Genomic DNA, 19,801 nt, shown 5'->3' with positions numbered 1-19,801 from the left:
TCCATCTGCGCTTTATCTGCAGGCTATCCGGGCGTCAGAGGCGGTTCAATGGGGCGGTGTGGCCCTTTGGGCCAAGTGCCGGGCGCGGGGGTCGCCCTTTGGCAAACTGCCAGCCGGGACGGTTAAACTGCCGCCGGGCGAGGCAGGCCAATCTGGTCAAGCTCAGCCTCGATGGCGCTGAGCGGGTTGGCGCGTGTCTCGGCCACCAGCGCATCGAATTGCGCGCGCAGCGCCGCTTTTTCTGCGCCCCGGCAATCGTTCCACGGCCTGCCTTGCAACCCCATATGCAGGACGTAATAGCCGATGAAATGGGGCCGCTCTCCGGCGTTGATCAGGGTGCGATAGGCCTCATGCGCGCCGAGGCGGCGCAGGGTCGCGGCATCGGGGATCCCGGCCCCGATCAGGGTGCGGGCGGTCGCAGGGCCGATATTCGGGACTGAGGTCAGGTCGCTCATCTCGCCACACTTTCCAAGCCGGGCTTATTCCTGTATCAGCATGCGGACCTCAAGGACAGCACGGCATGAGTGACGAAGCCAGCAAGACCGCTCCGGTGGTGAAGAAACTTTTCATCAAGACCTATGGCTGCCAGATGAACGTCTATGACAGCCAGCGCATGGCCGAGGCCATGGGCGCCGAGGGCTACGTCCTGACCGAGAACCAGGCCGAAGCTGATATGGTTTTGCTGAACACCTGCCATATCCGTGAAAAAGCGGCAGAAAAGCTATATTCCGATCTTGGCCGGCTTAAACCGCTCAAACTGGAAAAGCCTGATCTGAAGATCGGCGTCGCGGGATGCGTCGCGCAGGCCGAGGGCGAAGAGATCCAGCGCCGTATGCCCATCGTTGACCTGGTGGTCGGACCGCAGGCCTATCACCGCTTGCCGGCAATGGCTCGTGCCGGGCGGGGCGTCGATACCGAATTCCCGGCAGAGGACAAATTTGAGCATCTGCCCAAACCTGCTGCCGCAACCCGCCGCGCCCCCGCGGCCTTCCTGACCGTGCAAGAGGGTTGCGACAAGTTCTGCGCCTTCTGCGTGGTGCCCTATACCCGCGGGGCCGAGGTCTCGCGTCCCGTCTCGCGCATTCTGGCCGAAGCGCGCGATCTGGTCTCTCGTGGTGTGCGCGAGATCACGCTGTTGGGGCAAAACGTCAACGGTTGGCATGGCGAGGGGCCCGAGGGCCGCGAATGGGGTTTTGGCCGCCTGATCCGCGCCATTGCCGAGATCGAGGGGCTGGACCGCATCCGCTATACCACCAGCCATCCCAATGACATGGCTGATGACCTGATCGAGGCGCATCGGGATGAGCCAAAGCTGATGCCTTATCTGCATCTGCCGGTGCAATCTGGTTCGAACAGCATTCTGAAGGCGATGAACCGGCGGCATACCGTGGACCAGTACCTGCGTCTGGTCGAGCGTATCCGCAACGCCCGTCCTGACATCATGCTGACCAGCGATTTTATCGTCGGCTTTCCGGGAGAGACTGATCAGGACCATCGTGACACGCTGGCGCTTGTGCGCGAGGTGAATTTCGGCACGGCTTTCAGTTTCAAATATTCCCCACGCCCCGGTACACCGGCCTATGAACGGCCTTGCATTGACGACGCGGTTGCCGATGCGCGATTGCAAGAGTTGCAGACCCTGCTGACAAGCCAGCAGCGTGCGGCTCAGGAAAGCATGGTCGGGCGCGAACTGGGTGTCCTGTTCGAAAAACCGGGCCGCAATCCGGGACAGATGGTCGGCAAGTCCGACTATCTTCATGCGGTCTTTGTCGAGGCGCCTGAGGCCAGGGTTGGCGATCTGGTCCGGGTGCGCATCACCTACAGCGCCCCGAACTCGTTGGCTGGCGAACTGGCTGCCTGAAGCAGTCTGTAGGCTCGCAAACACAAAGCCCGCCTGTGAATGGCGGGCTTTTTAGTTTCAGGGCCGAGCAACCGTGCAGGCCCTCTCTGCGCTTTGTGGGGGGGCGATCTGGATAGGTTCTTGGCCCTGCAGATCGAATGTTACTGGCGCTATCGGCCAGCAGTTTCGGCGCTGCCGTACCCTGCCGAGGGGTGCTTGCGGTCCCGTCTTGCTAACAAAGAGAAACGCTTCTTTGTCATTCGTTACGGGCTTGAGGTTCGGAAACGTGCAACACCTAAAGGCAACCGCTGTGACGGTAAGCTACTGAAATTTCAGAGGAAGTTTTTGGCTGGGGCGGTAGGATTCGAACCTACGGTACACGGTACCAAAAACCGTTGCCTTACCACTTGGCCACGCCCCAACTGTGTGGGGGTATCTAGCCAAGCTGTCCGAGGGGTGCAAGAGGCAAAAAGGAAAAATCTTGTGGATAGCTGACAGACATTCTATGCGCCGCGCATGGAACAGGTCGACACCGTCATTCTGGGCGCCGGCGCCGCAGGTCTTTTCTGTGCCGGTACGATTCTTGAGCTGCTGAGTGAGCGGGCGGGCCGGGTCCTGATCCTAGATCATGCCCGTGCACCGGGGGAAAAGATTCGCATCTCGGGCGGCGGGCGATGCAATTTTACCAACCTTGCTACAGCGCCGGATCGCTTTGTCTCGGCCAACCCGCGCTTTGCCGCCTCTGCGCTGGCGGGTTTCAGGCCTGCCGACTTTGTCGCGCTGGTTGACCGGGCGGGAATTGCCTGGCACGAAAAGACCCTCGGGCAGCTGTTTTGCGACGGCAGCGCCCGGCAGATCATCGATCTGCTGCTTCATCGTATGCGCGGGGCTGAGCTACGGCTTGGGATCACGGCAGAGGGGGTCGAACCGGAACCGGAGGGCGGCTTCAGGATAGCGACCTCGCAAGGTGTGATTACTGCACAGCAGGTGGTTGTGGCGACGGGAGGGAAATCCATCCCGAAGATGGGCGCGACCGGCATTGGCTATGACATCGCCACGCGCTTTGGGCTGTCGCTGATCGAGCCGAGGGCAGGGCTGGTGCCTCTGACCTTTGCTCAGCAGGATCTGGATCTCTGCCGCCCTCTGGCCGGGCTGTCGGTGTCGGCCGAGGTCAGCCATGGGGCAGGCCGCAGTCGCAGCCGGTTCCGCGATGGGCTGCTTTTCACCCATCGTGGCCTGTCGGGGCCGGCGATTCTGCAGATCTCGAATTTTTGGCGGGCGGGAGAGCAGATCATAGTCGATCTGGCTCCAGACACCGATCTGGCTGCTGAGCTGCGCGCGCTTCGTGGTGAGAGCGGGCGCGTCGCTGTAGCAACTGCGCTGGCGCGCTGGTTACCGGCCCGGCTGGCTGATGCAATTGCCGCTGAGACCGGATCAGATGGTGCGCGCCTTGCTGATCAAAACAATGCTGTGCTTGACCGGCTGGCAGCGCGGGTCAATCGCTGGACGCTGCGCCCGGTCGGTTCAGAGGGCTGGCGCACCGCCGAGGTTACCGTCGGCGGTGTCGATACCCGGGCGCTTGATTCCCGGACCATGCAGGTGAAATCAATCCCGGGCCTCTATTTCATTGGAGAGGTAGTGGATGTAACCGGCTGGCTTGGTGGCTATAATTTCCAATGGGCATGGGCCTCGGCTCATGCTGCAGGCAAGGCGATTGCGGCGGCCAAAGTAGTGGCCGCCAGCTGATTACTCCATCACCGGATCGGACTTTGCCAGCGCGTCAAAGCGTATCAGAGATTCGATCAACGCCGGCATCCGCTCAAGCCGGATCATATTCGGTCCGTCAGAGGGCGCGTTGTCCGGGTCCTGATGCGTTTCGATAAAGACGCCGGCAACGCCGATGGCCACTGCGGCACGGGCCATAACGGGGGCAAACTCGCGCTGTCCGCCCGACGCTCCGCCTTGGCCGCCGGGCTGCTGCACCGAATGGGTAGCGTCCATGATCACCGGCCAGCCGGTGCGCGCCATGATCGGCAGACTGCGCATATCGGCGACCAGAGTGTTGTAACCAAAGCTGACGCCGCGTTCGGTCAACAGGATTCGCTCATTGCCGGTAGAGGCGACCTTTTCGGCGACATTGGGCATGTCCCAAGGGGCAAGAAACTGGCCTTTCTTGATATTTACCACTGCCCCCGTCTCTCCCGCTGCCAGCAGCAGATCGGTCTGTCGCGACAGGAATGCCGGAATCTGGATCACATCGACCACGGTCCCGGCTGTTTGCGCCTGCTCGATATCATGAACATCGGTCAGGACCGGACAGCCGATGCGGCTGCGCACCTCTTCCAGCATGCGCAGCCCCTCTTGAATGCCAATGCCACGCCGGCCCTTCAGAGAGGTGCGGTTGGCCTTGTCATAGCTGGCCTTGAAGATGAACCCCGCACCAGCCTTGCGGCATGCCTCTGCCATGGTTTCAGCAATCATCAGGGCATGATCCAGAGTTTCAAGCTGGCAGGGGCCAGCAATCAACACCAGCGGCAGATCGTTTCCAAAGGTGACGTTTCCAGCCTGGACATGTTTCATGAAGATACCTGTTCGCGAAGGATCGAGGCCGTCAGCGAAAGCATCAGGTAAATTCCCGAAAAGATCAGGAGCGCCACGATCGTATTTTGAAGTGCTTTAGGATAGGTCGCCTCGTCCGGGGGGACCGGTGCGACCGAAAGGGAAAGATAACGCACCTGCTTGTTCGCTTCGACCCGCGCAGCTTCCATCTGTGCAGCGGCGGTGGCCAGCAGTTCCTGCCGGGTAAGCAGATCAGATTCTGCGATGCGGATTTCACCCGAAATCGCAGCCAAAGAACCGCGGGCGTCATCGCCCTCGGTCAGCTGATCGCGCGTCTCGGCCAACATCTCTTCAAGCCGGCTGATATCGCCCCTGACCCCCGCAACACGGCTTTGGTTGGGTTGCTCGTTGGACAGCAACTGCCCCAGCTCAAGCTTTTTCCCGGAGATCTGGCGTTCAAGTTCAGCAATCCGGTTCATGATCACCGAACCCTCGGCCGCGGGATCAAGTACACCCAGCTTTTGCTGCAATTCCTGAACGCGGCGCTGCGCCTGCTGCACCTTCGCTTCGGCGTCCTCATAGCTTTCGATCGAGCCCTTCATCTGATCAGAGCGTAGACGGGCGGTCATCTGGTCTACCTGACCCTCGGCATATTTTATCAGGGCCATAGAAAATTCCTGGCTGAGGTTCGCATTGGGGGCGATCACCTCCATGTTGATCACGCCCTCGGTGGGGTCGTAGCCGATTCTTACCAGGCTTTTATACAGTTTGTAGGCCTGCTCGTTCGTCGCATCAGGGGGCAGACGCAGGATCGGGTCGATCTCAGGAGCCTGGAAAGCGCGCTTGAAGCCCAGATCCTTGTCCAGCCGCAACATGGCATCGCGTGAGGTCAGATAGCTTTGCACCGAGACTGAATCGGTGTTGTTGCCAAGCATCGAGCCGCCAAACAGCCCCCCTACACCACTGGATCCGGCCTTTTCGGCCTGCTGGATCTGGAACTGCGATATCGTGGAGTACAGCGGCGTTGCGATGGTAAAATAGTAGATCCCCGCGATCAGCGTCGGCAGGCCGACGAAAGCCGCTAGGCGCAGGAACAGCATGATCAGCTTGCGCCGGCGACGGCGGGCGATGTCCTGCTGGATCCGCAGGATCTCGGCGGCGCGGCGATCCTCGGTCATCGCCTCGCGGGAAGGAAGCTGGGGTCCGCCGGGTGGTACCGGAACGATTTCGGTCCCGCGGCGGCGTCCGCCGTTCGGGGCGGGGACCGGCATATTGGAGCCGCCTTTCCTGTCCGGATGGCCCGGGCCTTGCAGCCGCGCGCCCTCTTCGGACAGCAGTTTGCCAACCGAGGCGCGGTGAAAGGGGTCGATGCCGCGTTCGCGCAGACGCACGACGGCCTCGTAGTCCGACTGAACCTCGATCTCGTGCATGGCAGCGATGCGGCGGGCCATGCGCAGCTGGCGGTCGGTCAGGTTTTCTGCCCGCACTCCGGCGATCTGCTCTTCTGTCAAGGCGTCCGGCGGGCGCTCGACGGCTTTGGCCGGTTTCGGCTCCGCACCGGGAAAGCGCATGTCGCCAAACCCATCCTCGTTGGTGCTGAAGAGTTGCTCCGGCGCCTTTCCGGACGCGGGGGGCGGATTGTGCTTGTGAACCTGCACCTGTACCTTGCGAGCCGTTTCGACTGCGCGCGAGGCCGTGCCGGTCGCCAGAACCGATTCTTCGCGGTTGATGCGATAGGCGCGCGCCTTAGGCGGTGTAGTCATAATATTGCCTTGCCTCTTCGAGGGTTTCAAAGTGATAAAGCTTGCCGTCGCGCAGGACGGAAGCTGAACTGCAGAACTTCTCGATGGTTTCCGCCTGGTGCGAGACGACCACGACGGTGGCGGATTTCAGGCGTTCGTATAGCACCGATCCGGCTTTGCGGTTGAACTCCGGGTCTGTTGTTGCGGGCATCCCCTCGTCGATCAGGTAGATATCAAATTCCAGCGCCAACATCAGTGAGAATGTAAAGCGCGCGCGCATACCGGCGCTATAGGTGCCGACCGGCATGTCGAAATATTCGCCGACATCGGTAAGCCAGCGGCAGAAGGCTTCGACATAGTCAGGGTCGAGCCCGTAAATGCGGGCAATAAAGCGGGCGTTTTCGGTCGCTGTCAGGCTTGATGTGATCCCGCCCATGAAGCCCAGCGGAAATGAAACGCGACAATCCGAACGAATCGTGCCCTCATCAGGTTTTTCCAGCCCGCACATCATATTGATGATCGTGGTTTTCCCGGTGCCATTCGGGGCCAGAATCCCCATAGACTTGCCAAGCTCGATCCGGAACGAGGCGCGGTCAAGGATCACCTTGCGCTGGGTTCCAGTCCAGAACGACTTGGAAACGTTATCGAATTCGATCATCTGGCCGGCCTGATCCCTTCGCCTGCCTCAGTGCAGGTTTACAATAGCTACTATATACACTGTCTCTGACCGAGCCTGAACGGCCCGGCTGCCGCGGTCGGCACAATATGTCCGGGTAATTGCGCTGTCCACCATGGCGATCAAGGGTTGAGATATAGTGAACGCTCCCCCCTTTTCTGGCTGCCCCTGGCTCTCTATGTGCCAATCATGTCGAAACTGACCGGTCTTGTCCGCGAAATTTCCGCCTGCCGTCTATGTGCGCCGCGTTTTGCGGCAACGGCGACGCGGCACAGCCCGCGGCCCGTGGTGTGGTTTCAGCCGGGGGCGCGGCTTCTTGTGGTCGGTCAGGCACCAGGGATGCGCGTACATCTGGCCGGGCGGCCCTTTGCAGATCGCTCGGGTGATCGGTTGCGTGACTGGATGGGTGTTTCTGAGGCCGAGTTCTATGACCGCAGCCGCATTGCCATCGTGCCCATGGCGTTTTGCTTTCCCGGCTATGACGCCAGGGGGGCTGACCTGCCGCCGCCGCCGCTATGTGCGCAAACATGGCGCAAGCAGGTGATGACTGAGCTGCGTCCGCGGCTCACTCTGCTTGTCGGAGGTCACGCGCAGTGCTGGCATCTGGGCGCTGCTGCGAGACAGGGGGTAACCCGGACTGTTGCTGCCTGGCGCGATCATGCGCCGCAGATCTTTCCCTTGCCTCATCCGTCCTGGCGCAATACCGGCTGGTTGCGGCGCAATTCCTGGTTTGAGGCCGAGCTGTTGCCCGAGCTGCGCGCCGCCGTTGCCAAGCTGTTGAGAGGTTCTGATGACCCCGCTGGATGAGCTTTGCCAGGTCCCCTTTCACGAGGCCGACGCCCCCGCGCGCGCCCGTATCCTGTCGCGTCTTGCCGACACCGAACTGTTCGCGGCACTGGTGGCCGAGCCGGTGGGGGATAATGTCGAACTGCAGATCTATGATCTGCCCGAGGGCCGCTTTGCACTGGCCTGTGATCAGGAAGAGCGGCTGGCAGGGTTCATTGGCGCCCCGGTTGCCTATGTTGCATTGCCGGGTCGGATACTCGCCGGTGCACTGGCCGAAGAGGGGCGGGGGCTTTTGGTCAATCCCGGCCATCCCTCGCAATTGATGCTTGATGCCGGGGTGCTGGGCTGGCTGGTGCAGGCACTTCAGGCGCGGCCGAGCATAGCAACGACCGAGGCGGCGCGTGCTTTGGGGGCGCCGACACCAGAAGCGGTCGCGCTTTTGGCCGAGCCCTTGGCTCAGCGGCTGGGCGATATGTCGGGGCTGGTCGGGCAGCTCGCCCTGGTTTCGGCCGAATGGGATGGCGATGGACAGCGCCACGCATTGATTTTGCGTGGGGTTGATTCGGCTCATGAAGCTGCTGTGGCCAAGGCGCTGGCCGAACTGCTGGCCTTTCTGCCAGAGCTGCCGGGTGGCGTTGATATCGGGTTTTCTGAAGGTGATTATCCGGCGGGCGCGTTGGTTATTGAGCCGCCGTCACCCCCGCCTGCGCCTGAACCGGCGCGACGCGATCCTGCTGCCCCGCCTCGTTTGCGGTAGGGGGTAAAAGCGAAAACCCGCCCCAAGGGGCGGGTCTTAGCAAGATCACTGCAAGTTGATCTGATGCGAGTCAGGCGCCCCAATGGCGGATCGGGCCGCAGTCCATGTGGACAAAGTTTGAGCGCGAGTATTTGCCAACCCCACCTGCCTGGCAGGCAGAAGCAGCCTTGTACATTTGGGAAACCGAACGCGATTTCAGCCGCAGGTCTGCAGCCTTGCCGACCATATGCAGCGAGTTCCGGGCAACGCCGGACGAACGCGAACGCAGCATCGCATTGGTCTTGGGCGAGCGGTAGCCCGACAACATCATGTAGGGTTCGTTGGTTTGCAGCAGACGGTGCGAGGCTGCAGCGATATCAACTGTGCGCGGGTCGATTCCGATCACCTGACCGGTCCGCCAGTCGCGCATGAAGATATTGATTTCATTGAGAGCGTCCCGGATATACTTGCCATCGACCCAATAGACCGTGTCGAGGCTTTCGCCCGTACGCCCCGAGTACATGCGGATGCGGCGGATGTCGCCAGCGCCACGCAAAAGTCCGAAGGCATTGGCCATAACCGGCGCTGCTGCCACCGTCGTCGCCGCGAAGACACCTAGGATGCCCCGACGCGAGATAGATTCAAACGTCATGTCAGATCGCCTGTCCTGCTTTCGTTGTTTTGCCGCCTGTTTGAACGGCTGCCCCGGTTTAGCCGGAACCTGTGAAGAATATGTCACCAGCGCGCGACCCGAGGGAAGCGTTTGATTCAGGGCGCGGCGGATACTTGCCATTCTCGGCAAGAATCCGCCGAATGAAAGTCCCGATGGAACCCGATTCCACGTTTCTGCATGGCTGTGCTTGCGCTGCATCATTGATCAGGGAAAACGTCGCGGCTCGCTGGACCGTAAAACAGGCTGGTGCGAAGATTTCCAACACTAGGGAAAGGATGTGTCGGGTGCGTCTCTCCGGATTGATTCGCGCAACGGTTGTCGCGACCGTTCTGGGTGCTGTTCTGACGGCTGTGCCCCGTCTTGCGATTGCCCAGGCGCTGGAAACCGCACCCGTAGCAGCGTTGCCCGCGCCGCGGCTGACCTTCTCGGAACAAGAGATGCTGCTTGCCCGGCAGGCGGCTGCCTATCCGGGGCTGGCCGATTTCTATGGGACGAACGGGTTGAAACCGCTGTTTTCGGGGCCGGAGGGCGCTGTACGCCGCGCGGCCCTGATCGCGGCTATTGACGAGGCTGCCTCGCACGGATTGCCGCCTTCGCGCTATCGGGCGCAGCTCTTGCGGCAGCTGGACCGTGAGGGGGTTGATACCGCTGAGGAAGAGATCCGCTTTGCCCGTGTCTTTGCCGATTGGAGCCACGACATCACCGGCGGTATCCTTGATCCGGCCAGGGTTGAGCCGGGAATCAAGCGTGAGGTTCTGCGTCCGCGCCCGGGCGATCTGCTGCGTGAGTTTGCGACCAGCGCCGATCCGGCGGCGATGCTGGCCGCATTGCCTTCGCAAGACCCCCGTTACGAGGCGCTGCGCAAGGCGTTGGCGAAGCAATCGCGGCTGGTCGCCCCTTCTGATGCGCCGCAGGTGCCCGAAGGACTGTGGCGCGAGGGGATGAGCGACCCGGCCATTGCCGCCTTGCGGGTGCGTCTGGCTTCGGTCGGATTTGCGGCTGCGCCAGCCGGCAGCCCGCTGACCTTTGATGCCCCTTTGGCGCAAGCCGTCGCCGGTTTTCAGCAGGCGGCCGGTTTGCCGGCTGACGGGGTGGCCGGCCCGCGGACCGTAGCGCGGATCAACCGTGGCCCGGGGGCCGAGGCGGCCCCGATCCTGGCCGCGCTTGAGCGGATGCGCTGGATGTACGGCCATGACCTCAATGCCCGCCACGTTTGGGTAAACCTGCCCGAATTCAACGCCCGCATCTATGAGGCCGGGCAAGAGATCTTTGAGACCCGCGTCGTAATCGGCAAAGCCAAGCCTGATTTCGAGACGCCCGAATTCACCGAGACGATGAAATATATGGTGGTCAATCCGCGCTGGAACGTTCCGCGCTCGATCACCGTCAAAGAGTATCTGCCCCGGTTGCAGGCGAATCGTAACGCGGTCAGCCATCTTGATGTGGTGGACGGGGCGGGGAACGTGATCCCGCGCGACCGCATCGATTTCCGTCAATACACCGCCAAGACCTTTCCCTATCGCATGCGGCAAAAGCCCAGCGACGACAATGCCTTGGGTCAGGTCAAGTTCATGTTCCCCAACCCGTGGAACATTTACCTGCACGACACCCCGACCCGGCATCTTTTCAATCAGTCGAGCCGGGCCTATTCGCATGGCTGCATCCGTGTCGGACGGCCGATTGATCTTGCACATGAACTGCTGCGCGGACAGGTCGCCGATCCGGCGGCGGTCTTTGACAAGGCGCTGCGTTCAGGGCGCGAGACCTATCTGAACATCAGGCCTCCGTTGCCTGTGCATCTGGTCTATTTCACCGCTTTCCCGGATGAAACCGGGCAGATCCATCGTTTCCCCGACATCTATGGCCGTGATGCGCTGATCCATGCGGCGCTGGTCAAGGCCGGGCTGGATTCTGCTGCCATGGATGAATAGATGAACCCAACCAAGGGGGAGTCTCCGCATGACACTGACCATCTCGGAACTGGCCCGCGCCCTTGATGCCCGCCTGTGGGGTGATGGAAGCCTGATCGTCCGTGGAGCGGCCGAGGCCGGGCAGGCGCGTGAAGATCAGATCGCGCTTGCCACGACCGAGGCTTATGCCGCAAAGCTTGCCCCCGGTGGCATGGCGCTTTTGGCCGACAGCTCGGACCCCGAGGCGCTGGGTCTGCGCGCAGCGATTCTGGTCGCGCGACCGCGCCTTGCCATGGCCGGGCTGACCCGCGCCTTTGACCCCGGTCCGGGGATCGCACCCGGCATCCATCCCACTGCGGTGATCGACCCGACCGCCGAACTGGGCGAAGGCGCGGCCATCGGACCCTTTGTGGTGATTGGCCCACGTGCGCGGATCGGCGCTGGGGCACGCATCGCGTCTCATGTTTCGATCGGGGCCGATACGGTGATCGGCCGCGATGTGTTGATTCATCCCGGTGTGCGTATTGCCCATGGTGTCACCCTTGGCGACCGGGTGATCCTGAACCCTGGCGTTTCGCTGGGCGGAGACGGGTTCTCCTTTGTCACGCCCGAGAAATCGGGGGTGGAGGAAATCCGCGAGACCCTTGGCGCGAGAAACGAGATTCGCCAGCAGCACTGGACCCGCATTCATTCTCTGGGCGGGGTCGAGATCGGCGATGATGTCGAGATCGGGGCCAATTCGACCGTGGATCGCGGCACTATCCGCGCGACCCGTGTCGGGCGCGGCACCAAGATCGATAACCTTGTCCAGATCGGCCATAACTGCATCGTGGGCGAGGATTGCCTGCTATGCGGCCTTGTCGGTATCGCGGGCTCGGCCCGGATCGGCAACCGCGTGGTCTTGGGCGGGCAGGTCGGTGTCTCGGACAATATCTTTGTCGGTGACGATGTGATTGCGGGCGGAGCGACCAAGATCTTTACCAACGCCCCCGCCGGTCGCGTGCTGCTGGGCAGTCCCGCGGTAAAGATGGAAACCCATGTTGAGGCGCAAAAGAACATCCGCCGTTTGCCGCGACTCTATGCGCAAGTGGCCGAGCTTCGTGAAACTGTTAAGAAACTGCTCGACAAGGGCGGCGCGGGATAGCATTTCCGCAGGTAATCGTCCCTGACCGGGACAGAACGGAGGCCGAGATGACAGAAATCCGCGAGCGCATCATCCAGATCATCGCAGAACAGGCGATGCTGGACCCGTCCGAGCTGAAGCCTGAAATGTCGCCGGAGGAAATCGGTATCGACAGTCTTGGGCTGGTCGAATCCATCTTTGCTATCGAGGAAGCCTTCGACATCTCGGTGCCTTTTAACGCCAATGAACCCGAAAAGTCGGACTTCGACATTTCCAGCCTTGGCGCCATCATCGGCGCCGTGGAAAAACTGGTTGCCGAAAAGGCATGAGCGCCAAAAAGATCAAGGGCGAAAAGCAGCCCAAGTCCGAACGCAAGGCCGGTAAGGTCAAGGGAAAGGTCAAGACCGCCACCAAGCTGGCGCGTGCCATGTTGGGCCGCGTCATCATGGGCCGCCATGCCAATGGGATGCGCCGCGTTGCGATCACGGGCATGGGCACCATCAATGCGCTGGGACGCGACGTGCCCTCAACGCTTGAGGCTATGCGGGAAGGGCGCTGCGGCATCGGCCCGTTGGAGTTCCGCGATGTCGAGCGGCTGGCGATCCGCATCGGCGGTCAGGTCCGCGACTGGGAGCCAGAGACCTATTTCAACCGTCAGCAGATCGTTCTTTACGATAAGTTCACCCAGTTCACGCTGCTGGCCGCGCGTGAGGCGGTGGCGCAGTCCGGCCTGATTTTCGAGGGTGAGCTGGGCACGCAATCTGGCGTGGTTCTTGGTACCGCGGCGGGCGGCATGAACACCTGGGACGAAAATTACCGCACCGTTTACGAAGAGGGTAAGAACCGCGTTCACCCCTTTGTCGTCCCCAAGCTGATGAACAATGCGGCATGTTCGCATCTGAGCATGGAGTACGGGCTGCTGGGGCCCAGCTTTACTGTTGCGACTGCCTGTGCCAGCTCGAACCACGCGATGGGGCTTGCCTTTAACATGGTGCGCTCGGGTGCGGCGACGGTGATGCTGACCGGCGGGTCCGAGGCGATGCTGTGCTTTGGCGGCGTCAAGGCCTGGGAAGGTCTGCGCGTGATGTCCAAGGACGCCTGCCGGCCCTTTTCGGCCACCCGCAACGGTATGGTGCAGGGCGAAGGCGCCGGGATATTCGTTTTTGAGGATTGGGAACACGCGGTTGCGCGTGGTGCTGATATCCTTGCCGAAGTGGTGGGTTTTGCTATGTCGGCCGATGCGCAGGACATCGTCATGCCCTCGGCTATCGGTGCGCAGCGTACCATTGCCGGTGCAATGCTGGATGCGCATATACGGCCCGACGAGATCGGCTATATCAATGCCCACGGCACCGGCACTGCTGCCAATGACAAGACCGAATGCGCGGCGGTTGCCCATGCTTTTGGTCATCATGCCGACCGGCTGATGATCTCGTCGACCAAGTCGATGCATGGTCATCTGATTGGCGGGACGGGAGCGGTCGAGCTGCTGGCCTGCATCATGGCGCTGCGCGACGGGGTGATCGCGCCGACGATCGGCTATGAGGAGCCGGATCCGGAATGTGCGCTGGATGTGGTTCCGAACGAGGCGCGCGAGGCGAAGGTTGAGGCGGTGTTGTCGAATGCCTTTGCCTTTGGCGGGCTGAATGCGGTGATTGCGCTGCGCAAGGCGTGAGGTAAGGGGGCTCTGCCCCCTTCGTCGCTACCGCTCCTCATCCCCCGGGATATTTGGGCACGAAAGAAGCGGGGGTTGTGCTCAATCATCTGGGTGCGTCGATCTGGGGCTTTTCTCTGCTGGCGCGATGACCTATTTGCGCAGGGAAAACCAAGGAAGGCACCCATGGCGAAGATCACCTATATCGAGCACAACGGCACCGTCCATGAAATCGACGTCAAACCCGGCATGACAGTCATGGAAGGAGCGCGTGACAATGGCGTTCCGGGGATTGATGCGGATTGCGGTGGGGCCTGTGCCTGTTCGACCTGCCATGTCTATGTTGCAGCGGAATGGGTAGACCGCCTGCCGGCCAAGGATCCGATGGAAGAGGATATGCTTGACTTTGCCTGGCAGCCTGATCCGGTGCGTTCGCGCCTGACCTGCCAGATCAAGGTGACGCCTGAACTGGACGGGCTGGTGGTGAACCTGCCCGAACGCCAGATCTGAGATTGATCCTTGGCCTACGCGTTTTCGGTACTCGCCGGCGCGTTGGCTTGGGTCATGTAGCGCATGAATTCGGAAAAGATGTGCCCTGACAGTTCGCGGAAAGGGCGAGGGTCACATTTTAGCCATGGATCAATGCTGCGGGTCGCAAAGACCATGTTTGTGCCTTTGACGAGGTAGTGCATCATCATCACTGCGGTTTCGATATCCAGATCCGCAGACAGGATGCCGAGCTGCTGTGCCTCGCGCAGTTTGCGTAGGCAGAGATCGCGCATCGACAAGGTGTAACGTTGAAGCGTGCCGTCGGGTTTGATCGGACTGCTGAGCCCCCTGGCCATGACCTCGAAAAACACCGGGTTTTCGTCGGCCCAGTCAAGATAGCTCTGCAGAAAGCAGTTCAGCTGTTCGATTGGGTCGGTGATATTGGCGTCTGCCAGGTCGCGATTCTGCCGGTCATTAAGCAGTGTCACGGCGTGGTAGACGAGACCTTCGTGCAGGTCCTGAACTGAGGAAAGACCTCAAGGATCTCCCCCTCATCCATATCAATGTGTCGGGCCAGCTCGCCTGCATCGGCAGGCATGCGGCCGGTTTCTTCAAGAAATGACTGTGCTGCAAAAATCAGTTTTTGATAGAGGTTGCCTGGGCGTTCCATCGTTTGCTCCTGACGCCATGCATCTGGAAACTTAACAGACTTCCGCTATTGCGGAAGCCTGTATTCTGATTTTGCAGGAGACTATTTTCTCAGCCTTCGGCGCGGGCCTGGCGCTTGCGCTCGTGAGGATCGAGGTAGCGTTTGCGCAAACGGATGCTTTTCGGCGTGACCTCAACCAGTTCGTCGTCGTCGATATAGGCGATGGCCTCTTCGAGCGACATCCGCACGGGGGGCGTCAGCCGCACCGCCTCATCCGAGCCGGCGGCGCGGATGTTCGTGAGCTTTTTGCCCTTGAGCGGGTTCACCTCAAGGTCGTTGTCGCGCGAATGCTCGCCGATGACCATGCCCTGATAGACCTGTTCTTGTGCGCCGATGAAGAGCTTGCCGCGTTCTTCGAGGTTCCACAGCGCATAGGCGACCGAGACCCCGTCCTCCATCGAGACGAGCACGCCCTGACGGCGGCCCTGGATCGGGCCTTTCCATGGCGCCCAGCCGTGGAAGATGCGGTTCAGTACGCCATTGCCGCGCGTGTCGGTCATGAACTCGCCATGATAGCCGATAAGCCCGCGCGACGGCACATGTGCGACGATGCGGGTCTTGCCATGGCCTGCCGGGCGCATGTCGACCATGTCGCCCTTGCGGTCGCCGGTCAGTTTTTCGATCACGACGCCGGTGTAGTCGTCATCAACATCAATGATGACTTCCTCGATCGGTTCAAGCCGCTGGCCGTCTTCTTCCTGGAAAATGACGCGGGGGCGCGAGATCGAAAGCTCGAACCCTTCGCGGCGCATGTTTTCGATCAGAACGCCCATCTGCAATTCGCCGCGGCCCGAGACGATGAAAGCCTCGCCGCCCGGGGTATCCTCGACACGGATTGCGACGTTTGATTCGGCCTCTTTCATCAGCCGTTCGCGGATGACGCGCGACTGGACCTTGTTGCCATCGCGGCCAGCCAGCGGGCTGTCGTTGATGCCGAAGGTGACGCTGATCGTCGGCGGGTCGATCGGCTGGGCGGGCAGGGGGGCATCGACCTCGGGTGCGCAAAGCGTGTCTGCCACGGTTGCCTTGGACATGCCGGCGATGGTGACGATATCGCCCGCGACCGCCTCATCAATCGGTTGCTGGGTCAGGCCACGGAAGGCCAGAACCTTTGAAATGCGGAACTGTTCGATGCGCTGGCCGTCGCGCGACAGCGCCTTGACAGTGTCGCCTGCACGTGCACGGCCGGCCTCGACCCGACCGGTCAGGATGCGGCCGATGAACGGGTCGGCGCCAAGCGTCGTCGCCAGCATCTGGAACGGCTCGTCCGTGCGCGAGATCTGCTTGGGCGGCTGGACATGACGCAGGATGAGATCGAACAGCGCCGACATGTCCTTGCGCGGCCCGTCGAGGGCTTCATCCGCCCAACCGCCGATGCCCGAGGCATAAAGATGCGGAAAGTCGAGTTGTTCGTCGCTTGCGCCGAGGTTGGCGAAGAGGTCAAAAACCTCATCCAGCGCCTTGTCAGGATCGGCGGCCGGTTTGTCGACCTTGTTCAGCACGACGATCGGCCGCAACCCCAGCGCCAGCGCCTTGGAGGTCACGAATTTCGTCTGCGGCATCGGGCCTTCGGCAGCGTCGACCAGCAGACAGACGCCGTCAACCATGCCGAGGATGCGTTCGACCTCGCCGCCGAAATCGGCGTGACCGGGGGTGTCGACGATATTGATGCGCGTGCCCTTCCACTCGACCGAAGTGGCCTTGGCAAGGATGGTGATGCCACGCTCGCGCTCGATGTCGTTGCTGTCCATCGCGCGTTCGGCCACGGCCTGATTTTCGCGGAAGCTGCCCGACTGCTTCAGGAGCTGGTCGACCAGCGTGGTCTTGCCGTGGTCAACGTGGGCGATGATCGCGATATTGCGGATGTCCATTGGGGGCCTTTGTCAGAATTTGCGCCCCCGGTAGCGCAGAGTGCCGCAAAACACCAGCGCCAATCGACGTCAGCGCAGTCCCAGAAGCCCGAGAATGAACAGCACCACGACGACAAGGCCGACAAGATAGATGATCGAGTTCATGGCGGTTTCCCCTCCCTTGGGTGACCGTTAGATGCCCCATCCTGTTGATGGACGGTGTCTTTGACAAAACCCGCCGCAAGTAAAAAAGGTTCCGGCCGTCGCCGCCTAGACCTCTTGTTTTGCGAGGGATTCGATCAGCGGCCGGATGCCCGAGATATCGTACCCCGCCTTGGCCGCCGTGGTCAGCAGATCCTCGACTGGTTCCTGGCCTGCGCGCGACAGGGCCCACAGGACGGTCGAGCGGTTGCCCGAGCGACAATAGGCAAGTTTCGGTCCGGGGGTGGCCAGCGCCTCGGCCTGTGCCGCGATCATTTCGGGTGTGATCTGGCCGGGAACGAAGGGGTTATAATGATAGGCAAGCCCTGCGGCCTCGGCTGCGGCACGCATCGCCTCGTGATCCTCGTCCGGTCCGACTTCCTGGTCGGGGCGGTTGTTGATCAGCACACGGAACCCGGCCTCGGCCAGAGCGGGCAGATCCTCGGGTTGGATCTGGGCCGAGACGGCAAGATCGGGGGTCAGTTGACGCAGGTCCATGCGGGGCTCCCTGATTTCGATTGGGCGGCTATGGTTGCGCCGCGAGGCGCCATGAAGGACGGATCGTCCTGTTTCGCCCGACTGTCAAGCGTCGCATGAACCAGGATGTCAGGCGATGGCGGCCGCCTCTTCGACAAGCAGGGGCAGGGTCGCGAAATCGTCGAAGGCAGCCTGATGGGTCATCTGCTCGACCGGGGTCTTGCGGTAACCGCGCGTGAACAAAAGGAACGGAACGCCGGTATTGCGGGCGCATTCCTCGTCGAATTCACTGTCGCCGACATAGACGCCGCGTGGCTGTTCGGAGTCGGCACCAAGCGCCGCGAATGCCGCGCGCAGCGGTGCGGGGTCGGGTTTGCGCTGGGGCAGCGAGTCGCCGCCAATCACCACGCGGAAAAGCTGGGCGATGCCAAAGTGGTCAAGCACCTTTTGTGTGGGGCCAAGCGGTTTGTTGGTGCAGATCCCCAAAGGATAGCCGCGATCAGCCAGCACTCCCAGCGCCTCGGTCACATGGGGATAAAGCCGGGTCAGGTTGGTTGCGCCGTGATAGCGGGTCATGAATGAGGCGACGAGGTCGCGATGCGCCTCGCGCGGCAAGCCCGTCGCGCCCGAGATCTTTTGCCAGAGGAGATCGACGCCGCCGCCGACAAAGCCGCGCACCTGATCCAGTGTCAGCGGCCGGATGTCATGCAGGCGCAGGACCGCGTTCACACAGGCATGAATGTCGGGAACACTGTCGATCAGCGTGCCGTCGAGGTCAAAGATAACCGGGCGGGGGGCAAGACAAACGTTCATTCACACCTTCCATTTGATCGAGCAGCCCATCGAGGCGACCTGCTCGCGCGGGCCCTGACCGGTTTCTGCAATCTGCACCATGGCCTCAAAAAGTTCGCGCCTTACGTCGGGGGGCGCAGGATTGCGGCCCGAGGCATCGAGCCGGCCGCGATATTGCAGCTCTCCGGCCGCATTGTAGCCGAAGAAATCAGGGGTGCATTCAGCGCCATAAGCGCGCGCAACCTCCTGACTTTCGTCATAGAGGTAGGGGAAGGTAAAGCCGTGCTCCTTGGCCATCGCCTTCATCTTCCCGGGTGAGTCCTCGGGATACTGGCTGACATCATTCGCCGAGATCGCAACGACTCCGACGCCCAGTTTTTGCAGATCTGCTGCATCGCGCCGGATGCGGTCGATGACGGCCTGCACATAGGGGCAGTGATTGCAGATGAACATCACCAGCGTCCCGCGCGGCCCCGCGATATCGGCCCATGAGACCATGCGCCCATCGGGATCGGGCAGGGTGAAGGCGGGCGCCTTGGCACCAAATTCACAGACAGGAGGACTGACCGCCATGAGATCTCCTTTCTTGTGGGTGATGACGGGGCTGTCGCCCATGCGGATTCGCGGGTCAGACTATGCCGCGCCATCAGGGAAAGAAAGGGCGCTGCCCGGCTTGTCCCCGGTTCGTCCTATTGCCGCAGCTTCGTACGGGCGGTGTATTGGGGATGAAGGGGCAGCAACAGCACTGACAACCGCCACAGGTCGGTCCCTGCGATCGACCGTAATGCGGGCCATTGCCGGGGCTGTTGCGAACAGTGGCCGGTTGCAGCCGATACCGCCAAGGGATACGGGATCAGCACGGTGGAGGAGCACATGGCTTTGTCCTCTCTGTCCGTCCGGTATCCAGTTTTGCGGGCCGATTCCACCTGTCACCCGGACACAGGCGGGGGCCTTTTCTCGCGTCCGCAAGCAACTGCCGGCTGTCTTCTGAAGACGTGCAGAGATCGAAGGATTGCTGCGTGTCTGCCATAGCGCCCTTGCTCATTTCGAGGTCGCGGCATCCATCTTTCTCATTTTCAGCCCGGCTTTTCGCCATACGTGGGCTGTTCGCATGTTTTGCCAAGATGTGATCCTTGCCACGCTCTCGGGTCAGAGCCGTCTCCAGCCGCCGCCTCAGGGTGGTGGATGAGATCTGATAACCTGCGGCAATTTCGTCCAACGTCTGCTGCTTTTCCTTGATGGCGCGCCGTGCCTCGTTGATTTCCGCCTCGGTCAGCACGATGCGCGGACGGCCAAGCCGGCTGCCGCGCTGGCGGGCGGCCACCAGGCCCGCGCGGGTGCGCTCGCTGATCAGATTGCGCTCGAACTCGGCAAAGGCGGCCATGATGTGAAAGATCAGCCGCCCGCCCGAGGTGCGGGTGTCGATGGATTCGTTGAGCGACCGGAACTCGCACCCTTTTCTGCCCAGCTCTTCGACGAATTTCACCAGATCGGTCAGCGACCGGCCAAGGCGGTCGAGCCGCCAGACCACCAGCGTATCGCCGGGTTTCAGCGCTCTCAGCACGTTTTCCAGCCCCGGGCGAT

Annotated in this window: 21 protein-coding genes and 1 tRNA gene; 9 read left to right on the top strand and 13 right to left on the bottom strand. The window is 61.6% G+C overall.

Going from position 1 to position 19,801, the window contains the following annotated elements:
• Positions 1-122: 122 nt before the first annotated feature.
• On the bottom strand, positions 123-455 hold the full coding sequence (locus tag M511_RS11105) for a TfoX/Sxy family protein (RefSeq protein WP_085502219.1): 333 nt from the start codon (positions 453-455) through the stop codon (positions 123-125).
• Positions 456-520: 65 nt separating this feature from the next.
• On the opposite strand from M511_RS11105, the gene miaB reads away from it, so the two are divergent.
• Positions 521-1,861 carry a tRNA (N6-isopentenyl adenosine(37)-C2)-methylthiotransferase MiaB gene (gene miaB, locus M511_RS11100; RefSeq protein ID WP_085502218.1) on the top strand — a complete coding sequence of 447 codons (1,341 nt, stop codon included), beginning with the start codon at positions 521-523 and terminating at the stop codon, positions 1,859-1,861.
• A gap of 325 nt (positions 1,862-2,186) precedes the next feature.
• Here miaB and M511_RS11095 read toward each other — a convergent pair.
• Positions 2,187-2,261, bottom strand: a tRNA-Gln gene (locus tag M511_RS11095).
• A gap of 95 nt (positions 2,262-2,356) precedes the next feature.
• Between M511_RS11095 and M511_RS11090 the strand changes: the two genes are divergently transcribed.
• Positions 2,357-3,586 carry a BaiN/RdsA family NAD(P)/FAD-dependent oxidoreductase gene (locus M511_RS11090; RefSeq protein WP_085502217.1) on the top strand — a complete coding sequence of 410 codons (1,230 nt, stop codon included), beginning with the start codon at positions 2,357-2,359 and terminating at the stop codon, positions 3,584-3,586.
• On the opposite strand, the gene kdsA is transcribed toward M511_RS11090, so the two are convergent.
• From kdsA to M511_RS11075, 3 genes are read right to left on the bottom strand one after another with little or no spacing between them, the layout of a single operon-like run.
• Positions 3,587-4,420 (bottom strand): 3-deoxy-8-phosphooctulonate synthase, encoded by an 834-nt coding sequence (gene kdsA, locus M511_RS11085; protein ID WP_010399153.1) that lies wholly within the window; start codon positions 4,418-4,420, stop codon positions 3,587-3,589. It lies immediately after the preceding gene.
• Positions 4,417-6,162, bottom strand: a complete 1,746-nt coding sequence (locus M511_RS11080) for a KpsE/RkpR family capsule polysaccharide export protein (protein ID WP_085502216.1) — start codon at positions 6,160-6,162, stop codon at positions 4,417-4,419. Before M511_RS11080 ends, kdsA begins: the two co-directional genes overlap by 4 nt.
• The gene (locus M511_RS11075) at positions 6,146-6,799 is read right to left on the bottom strand and encodes an ABC transporter ATP-binding protein (protein ID WP_010399146.1); all 654 of its coding nucleotides are present in this window, start codon (positions 6,797-6,799) and stop codon (positions 6,146-6,148) included. The genes M511_RS11080 and M511_RS11075 overlap by 17 nt, the downstream gene beginning before the upstream one ends.
• Positions 6,800-7,006: 207 nt before the next feature.
• On the opposite strand from M511_RS11075, the gene M511_RS11070 reads away from it, so the two are divergent.
• Complete coding sequence (locus tag M511_RS11070) at positions 7,007-7,624, top strand: uracil-DNA glycosylase family protein (RefSeq protein ID WP_010399144.1); 618 nt, start codon at positions 7,007-7,009, stop codon at positions 7,622-7,624.
• Complete coding sequence (locus M511_RS11065) at positions 7,608-8,360, top strand: SseB family protein (RefSeq protein WP_085502215.1); 753 nt, start codon at positions 7,608-7,610, stop codon at positions 8,358-8,360. The genes M511_RS11070 and M511_RS11065 overlap by 17 nt, the downstream gene beginning before the upstream one ends.
• Before the next feature lie 70 nt (positions 8,361-8,430).
• Here the strand turns inward: M511_RS11065 and M511_RS11060 are convergent, their stop codons facing one another.
• Complete coding sequence (locus M511_RS11060; protein WP_010399140.1) at positions 8,431-8,991, bottom strand: peptidoglycan L,D-endopeptidase MepK; 561 nt, start codon at positions 8,989-8,991, stop codon at positions 8,431-8,433.
• Between the two features lie 305 nt (positions 8,992-9,296).
• Between M511_RS11060 and M511_RS11055 the strand changes: the two genes are divergently transcribed.
• The 5 genes from M511_RS11055 to M511_RS11035 all read left to right on the top strand — a co-directional run bounded on the left by M511_RS11055 (position 9,297) and on the right by M511_RS11035 (position 14,209).
• Positions 9,297-10,943: a L,D-transpeptidase family protein gene (locus M511_RS11055; RefSeq protein WP_254901052.1), complete on the top strand. Its 1,647-nt coding sequence runs from the start codon at positions 9,297-9,299 to the stop codon at positions 10,941-10,943.
• A gap of 28 nt (positions 10,944-10,971) precedes the next feature.
• The gene (gene lpxD, locus M511_RS11050; protein WP_085502213.1) at positions 10,972-12,066 is read left to right on the top strand and encodes a UDP-3-O-(3-hydroxymyristoyl)glucosamine N-acyltransferase; all 1,095 of its coding nucleotides are present in this window, start codon (positions 10,972-10,974) and stop codon (positions 12,064-12,066) included.
• A gap of 47 nt (positions 12,067-12,113) precedes the next feature.
• Positions 12,114-12,374: an acyl carrier protein gene (locus tag M511_RS11045; RefSeq protein WP_085502212.1), complete on the top strand. Its 261-nt coding sequence runs from the start codon at positions 12,114-12,116 to the stop codon at positions 12,372-12,374.
• Positions 12,375-12,511: 137 nt separating this feature from the next.
• A complete protein-coding gene (locus tag M511_RS11040) occupies positions 12,512-13,720 on the top strand; it encodes a beta-ketoacyl-[acyl-carrier-protein] synthase family protein (protein ID WP_085502258.1) in 1,209 nt (402 codons plus the stop codon).
• A 165-nt stretch (positions 13,721-13,885) separates the two neighbouring features.
• Complete coding sequence (locus tag M511_RS11035; protein ID WP_010399129.1) at positions 13,886-14,209, top strand: 2Fe-2S iron-sulfur cluster-binding protein; 324 nt, start codon at positions 13,886-13,888, stop codon at positions 14,207-14,209.
• A 14-nt stretch (positions 14,210-14,223) separates the two neighbouring features.
• On the opposite strand, the gene M511_RS11030 is transcribed toward M511_RS11035, so the two are convergent.
• The 7 genes from M511_RS11030 to M511_RS19535 all read right to left on the bottom strand — a co-directional run bounded on the left by M511_RS11030 (position 14,224) and on the right by M511_RS19535 (position 19,790).
• Entirely contained in the window at positions 14,224-14,676 is a 453-nt protein-coding gene (locus tag M511_RS11030; protein ID WP_240547609.1) for a hypothetical protein, read from the bottom strand.
• On the bottom strand, positions 14,673-14,858 hold the full coding sequence (locus M511_RS19210; RefSeq protein ID WP_240547608.1) for a hypothetical protein: 186 nt from the start codon (positions 14,856-14,858) through the stop codon (positions 14,673-14,675). Before M511_RS19210 ends, M511_RS11030 begins: the two co-directional genes overlap by 4 nt.
• Before the next feature lie 89 nt (positions 14,859-14,947).
• The gene (typA, locus tag M511_RS11025; RefSeq protein ID WP_010399124.1) at positions 14,948-16,768 is read right to left on the bottom strand and encodes a translational GTPase TypA; all 1,821 of its coding nucleotides are present in this window, start codon (positions 16,766-16,768) and stop codon (positions 14,948-14,950) included.
• A gap of 249 nt (positions 16,769-17,017) precedes the next feature.
• Positions 17,018-17,446 (bottom strand): protein tyrosine phosphatase family protein, encoded by a 429-nt coding sequence (locus tag M511_RS11020; protein WP_010399121.1) that lies wholly within the window; start codon positions 17,444-17,446, stop codon positions 17,018-17,020.
• Positions 17,447-17,554: 108 nt separating this feature from the next.
• Positions 17,555-18,238 (bottom strand): phosphoglycolate phosphatase, encoded by a 684-nt coding sequence (gene gph / locus M511_RS11015; RefSeq protein WP_010399119.1) that lies wholly within the window; start codon positions 18,236-18,238, stop codon positions 17,555-17,557.
• Entirely contained in the window at positions 18,239-18,790 is a 552-nt protein-coding gene (locus M511_RS11010; protein WP_085502211.1) for a thioredoxin family protein, read from the bottom strand. It abuts the gene before it with no gap.
• 280 nt (positions 18,791-19,070) lie between these two features.
• Positions 19,071-19,790, bottom strand: a complete 720-nt coding sequence (locus tag M511_RS19535) for a recombinase family protein (protein ID WP_085502257.1) — start codon at positions 19,788-19,790, stop codon at positions 19,071-19,073.
• Positions 19,791-19,801: the final 11 nt, after the last annotated feature.

The sequence above is a fragment of the Paracoccus sp. J56 genome, assembly GCF_019633685.1.
In the GTDB taxonomy this organism is placed as follows: Bacteria; Pseudomonadota; Alphaproteobacteria; order Rhodobacterales; family Rhodobacteraceae; genus Paracoccus; species Paracoccus kondratievae.
This window is presented reverse-complemented; position numbering and strand designations above follow the sequence as displayed.